The sequence below is a fragment of the Cellulomonas biazotea genome (assembly GCF_004306155.1).
GTDB classification, from domain to species: domain Bacteria; phylum Actinomycetota; class Actinomycetes; order Actinomycetales; family Cellulomonadaceae; genus Cellulomonas; species Cellulomonas biazotea.
Window position 1 is genome coordinate 1 of sequence record NZ_BIMR01000299.1, and the last position, 3,860, is coordinate 3,860.

Here is a 3,860-nt window from a genome sequence, read left to right on the forward strand (position 1 = left end):
CTTCGGACCTGCCGGCCCGGCAGGCGGCCGGGGTGCGGGCGGGCCCGGCGCGTCGGGCGCGAGCGGGACGGACGCGGGCACTGCGGGCAGTGCCGGTGCGGGCAGTGCGAGTGCGAGTGGCGGCACCGCCGCGAGCGGGTCGCCCGCCTCGGCGTCCGGTGTCGACGACTCGGCGCGCGACGGGGCCTCCGGCGCGTCCGACGGCTCCGGCGGCCCGGCGAGGGCCGGCGACGGCACGTCCGGCCCGGTGGCAGGCCGCGGCGAGGTTGCGAACCTCCCGTCAGGCGCAGGCGCAGGCACGAGTGCGGGTGCGGGTGCCGGCTCGACGTCCAGCCCGGCGCCGGTCCCGGCCCGTCGCCCGGCGACGTCCGACCCGACCTCCCGCGTCGTGAGCTCCGCCGAGGCCGCGGCGTCGTGGGACGACGAGCCGCCGCTGCCCGAGCCCCCCGACGACGACCCCGGCGAGCCAGGCGTCCCCGACGGTCCTCCGCCCGACGTCGAGCCGGGTCGGGGTTCGACGGCGCGTGAGCGCGGCATGGCGGCCGCGGCCCGCGAGTCGGCGGCCCGGTCGGCGTCCCGCCAGGTCGTCGACGAGCCGTCGCCCGACGACCCGGACATCGGCTCGTCGACGCTCGTCGGAGCGCCGCTCGTCGCGCAGATCCTCGGCGGGACCGTCATCGACGAGCAGTTCGACGACCCGCAGTGACCCCGTGAGATGAGCGTGCCGACCCGACCGTCCGGACCGCCGCGCCGCGGCACCCTGCACCACCTGGAGCTGTGGTGCCCGGACCTCGCCGCGTCCGAGGAGCGGTGGGACTGGCTGCTGCGCGCGATCGGCCTCGTCCCACGGGACCGGTGGCCGCACGGCCGCAGCTGGGCGGCGCCCGACGGGTCGTACGTCGTGCTGGAGTCCGGGCCGGACGTCGCGCCGGGCACGACCCACGAACGTCGGCGCCCGGGGCTCAACCACGTGGCGTTCCACGCGGGGACGCGTGCGGAGGTGGACGCGGTCGTCGCGCGAGCCCCCGAGCACGGCTGGTCGCTGCTGTTCGCGGACCGGCACCCGTACGCGGGCGGGCCGGGCCACTACGCGGCCTACCTGGAGGACGTCGCGGGCTTCGAGGTCGAGCTCGTCGCGCACGACCCCGTCTGACCGTCCCTCACCTGCACGTCCACGGCGCGGCACCGTCGGCGTCCCGACCCGCGCCCGCCCACGCCGTAGGCTGGGCGCGTGTACGAGGGCGCGGTCCAGGACCTGATCGACGAGCTCGGGCGGCTGCCCGGCGTCGGTCCGAAGAGCGCCCAGCGCATCGCGTTCCACATCCTGTCCGCGGACCCGGCGGACGTCCGGCGGCTGTCGGACGCCCTCGTCGAGGTCAAGCGCCGGGTGCGGTTCTGCGAGGTCTGCGGCAACGTCGCGCAGGAGGAGCAGTGCCGGGTCTGCCGTGACCCGCGCCGCTCGCCGGCGACGATCTGCGTCGTCGAGGAGCCGAAGGACGTCGTCGCGATCGAGCGCACCCGCGAGTTCCGCGGCAAGTACCACGTGCTCGGCGGGGCCATCAACCCGATCGCGGGCGTCGGGCCCGACGACCTGCGCATCGCGCAGCTCATGTCGCGCCTGGCCGACGGCACGGTGACCGAGGTGATCCTCGCGACCGACCCGAACGTCGAGGGCGAGGCGACCGCGACGTACCTGGCGCGGCTGCTCGTCCCGATGGGGCTGACGGTCAGCCGGCTGGCGTCGGGCCTGCCTGTCGGGGGCGACCTGGAGTACGCGGACGAGGTCACGCTCGGGCGGGCCTTCGAAGGACGGCGGCGCATCAGCGCCTGACAGGCGAGGCACGGGGGAAGGGGTGGTCCGGATGGACACGGCACGCAGCGAGGGGTCGACGGCCGACGGCGACCTGCTCGACCTGGCGCGCGCGGTCGCGGAGGAGTCGCGCAGCTACCTGACGGTGGTCACCGAGGTCGCGGCGGGCACGAGCCCGGAGGCGACGCTGCCCCTGCTGCTGCTCGCCGTGTCGGACGTCCTCGCGGTCGGTGCCCGGCTGGGCGCGACGACCGACGTCGTCCCGGCGGAGCGGTTCGAGCCGGACCTGGGCCCCGACCCGGACGTCGACCCGCTGCGGACCGCGCTCGCGAACGTCTTCGAGGGCATCGACGAGTACGCGGAGGTCGTCGACCCGCTGGTGACCCCCGAGGTCGAGCGGTCGTCGGTGTCGGGCGACCTGGTCGCGATCGCCGGCGCGCTCGCGCAGGGGCTGCGGCACTACGAGACCGGCGCCGCCCTGGAGGCGCTGTGGTGGTGGCAGTTCTCCTACCTGTCCGACTGGGGCGAGCGCGGCTCGGGCGTCCTGCGGGCGATCCAGACGATGCTCGCGCACCTGCGGCTCGACGTCGACGACGACGTCGCGGCCGAGGCGGAGTACGACGCGCTCCAGTCCTGACGGGCTGCCGCCTGACGGTCTGGTCGACGTCGACGCAGGTCGGTGACGGCGGACCGCTCAGGACACCGCCTGCCCGGCCGATGGGTGGGGTGGTCACCGGCGAGCTGGGGACCACGTGCGCGCCCGCGGCCCGCGGGGGACCACGACGGCAACTCGTCCAGTCCCCAGGAGAGCACCCCGATGACCAGCACGCCCGCCCCGACCGCCCGACGCCCGTTCGCGGACCGGTCGATCCGCACGAAGATCATGGCCGTCGCCGGCGTGATGGCGCTCGCCGCCGTCCTCGTCGCGGGGGTGACGGTCGTCGGGACGCGCGCGGTCGGCAACGACGCCGCGTCGATGTACACCGACCGGGTCCAGCCGCTGCAGCAGCTCACCGAGATCCAGCGCGCGTTCCAGGGCGACCGGGCGCGGGTCATCCAGTACGGCGTCGCGGACGACGCGACCCGCGCGGAGCTGCGCACCGAGCTCGACGAGCGGCAGGTCGACCTGACCTCGCAGCTCGACGCGTACGAGCCGAACGCGATCGACCCCGAGGGTGTGCCCGCCATCCGTGACGCCCTCGCCGCCTACTACGGTGCCGCCGAGGGCACGCTGTTCCCGCTCGCGGACGCGGGCGACGTCGAGGGCTTCGGGACGTACTTCCAGGAGACCGTGCGTGGCCTGACGACGGGCGTCATGGACGCGATCCAGGCGGAGACCACGTCGCAGGGCGAGGCCGCTGCCGAGCTCTCCGAGCACACGGCGGGCGAAGTGCGGATCGCGCTCGTCGAGGTCGGGGTCGCACTGGTCGTCGGCATCGCGCTGGCGCTCACCCTCGCGGTCTCCGTGTCCCGCTCGATCCGTCGGCGCCTGTCGCGCACGGTGGACGCGCTCGCCGCCGTCGGTGCCGGGGACCTGACGCAGCACGTCGAGCGGGACGCGCGCGACGAGATCGGCGACCTGGTCGAGGCGCTCGGCACGGCCCAGACGCGCCTGCGCACCCTCGTGACGGGTGTCGTCGAGGTCTCGCAGACGGTGTCCGCGGCCGCGGAGGAGCTGTCGGCCGCGACGAGCCAGGTGTCGTCGGGCTCCGCGGAGACGTCGGTCCAGGCCGGTGCGGTCGCGGCCGCCGCCGAGCAGGTGTCGCGCAACGTGCAGTCCGTCGCCGCCGGCGCCGAGCAGATGGGCGCGTCGATCCGGGAGATCGCGCAGAACGCGCACGAGGCGACGAAGGTCGCGCAGGCCGCGACCGGTGCGGCGACGAGCGCGAACGACTCCGTGTCGCGCCTCGGCGCGTCGTCGGCGGAGATCGGGAACGTCGTCAAGCTCATCACGTCGATCGCGGAGCAGACGAACCTGCTCGCGCTCAACGCGACGATCGAGGCCGCGCGCGCCGGGGAGGCCGGCAAGGGCTTCGCGGTCGTCGCCGGC

The 3,860-nt window shown here is 75.6% G+C and carries 5 protein-coding genes; all 5 read left to right on the top strand.

All coding sequences use genetic code 11. The features are described from left to right. Positions 1-388 precede the first annotated feature (388 nt). Positions 389-706: a hypothetical protein gene (locus CBZ_RS17040; RefSeq protein WP_130782675.1), complete on the top strand. Its 318-nt coding sequence runs from the start codon at positions 389-391 to the stop codon at positions 704-706. A gap of 9 nt (positions 707-715) precedes the next feature. Beyond that, positions 716-1,153, top strand: a complete 438-nt coding sequence (locus CBZ_RS17045) for a VOC family protein (RefSeq protein WP_130782676.1) — start codon at positions 716-718, stop codon at positions 1,151-1,153. Between the two features lie 78 nt (positions 1,154-1,231). Next, complete coding sequence (gene recR / locus CBZ_RS17050; protein ID WP_130782677.1) at positions 1,232-1,831, top strand: recombination mediator RecR; 600 nt, start codon at positions 1,232-1,234, stop codon at positions 1,829-1,831. A 31-nt stretch (positions 1,832-1,862) separates the two neighbouring features. Next, complete coding sequence (locus CBZ_RS17055; protein WP_130782678.1) at positions 1,863-2,447, top strand: DUF5063 domain-containing protein; 585 nt, start codon at positions 1,863-1,865, stop codon at positions 2,445-2,447. A 180-nt stretch (positions 2,448-2,627) separates the two neighbouring features. After that, on the top strand, positions 2,628-3,860 hold a 1,233-nt coding region (locus tag CBZ_RS17060), incomplete at its 3' end, for a methyl-accepting chemotaxis protein (protein ID WP_130782679.1).

Excerpts from the sequence above, each read along its gene's own strand:
- CBZ_RS17045 (WP_130782676.1), top strand. The coding sequence starts at position 716 with ATGAGCGTGCCGACCCGACCGTCCGGACCGCCGCGCCGCGGCACCCTG.
- CBZ_RS17055 (WP_130782678.1), top strand. The coding sequence starts at position 1,863 with ATGGACACGGCACGCAGCGAGGGGTCGACGGCCGACGGCGACCTGCTC.